Raw genomic sequence first — 260 nt, forward strand, 5'->3', positions numbered from 1 at the left:
GACGGCAGCTTGCGCTCGAACCGCGCCTTCTGCCAGACGGCGGGGCTCTACGCCTGCGACCTGTTCATCGGCTCGACCCTGCAGATCGACCTTCAGGGGCACTCCTCCACCGTGACGACGAACCGCGTCGCGGGTTTCGGCGGCGCGCCGAACATGGGCTCGGACCCGCACGGGCGGCGCCACCCCTCCGCCACCTGGATGAAGGCCGGGCGCGAGGCCGGCGGCACCGGCGCCCCGGCGCTCCGGCGTGGGCGAAAGCT

At 73.8% G+C, this 260-nt stretch carries 1 protein-coding gene; it reads left to right on the forward strand.

Translation table 11 applies throughout. The annotated features are described in order from the left end of the window. The coding region (locus CVH10_RS21810; protein ID WP_181244656.1) for a malonate decarboxylase subunit alpha at positions 1 to 260 on the forward strand (260 nt) is incomplete at both ends.

The organism is Halomonas sp. ND22Bw (assembly GCF_003011945.1).
In the GTDB taxonomy this organism is placed as follows: Bacteria; Pseudomonadota; Gammaproteobacteria; order Pseudomonadales; family Halomonadaceae; genus Halomonas; species Halomonas halophila.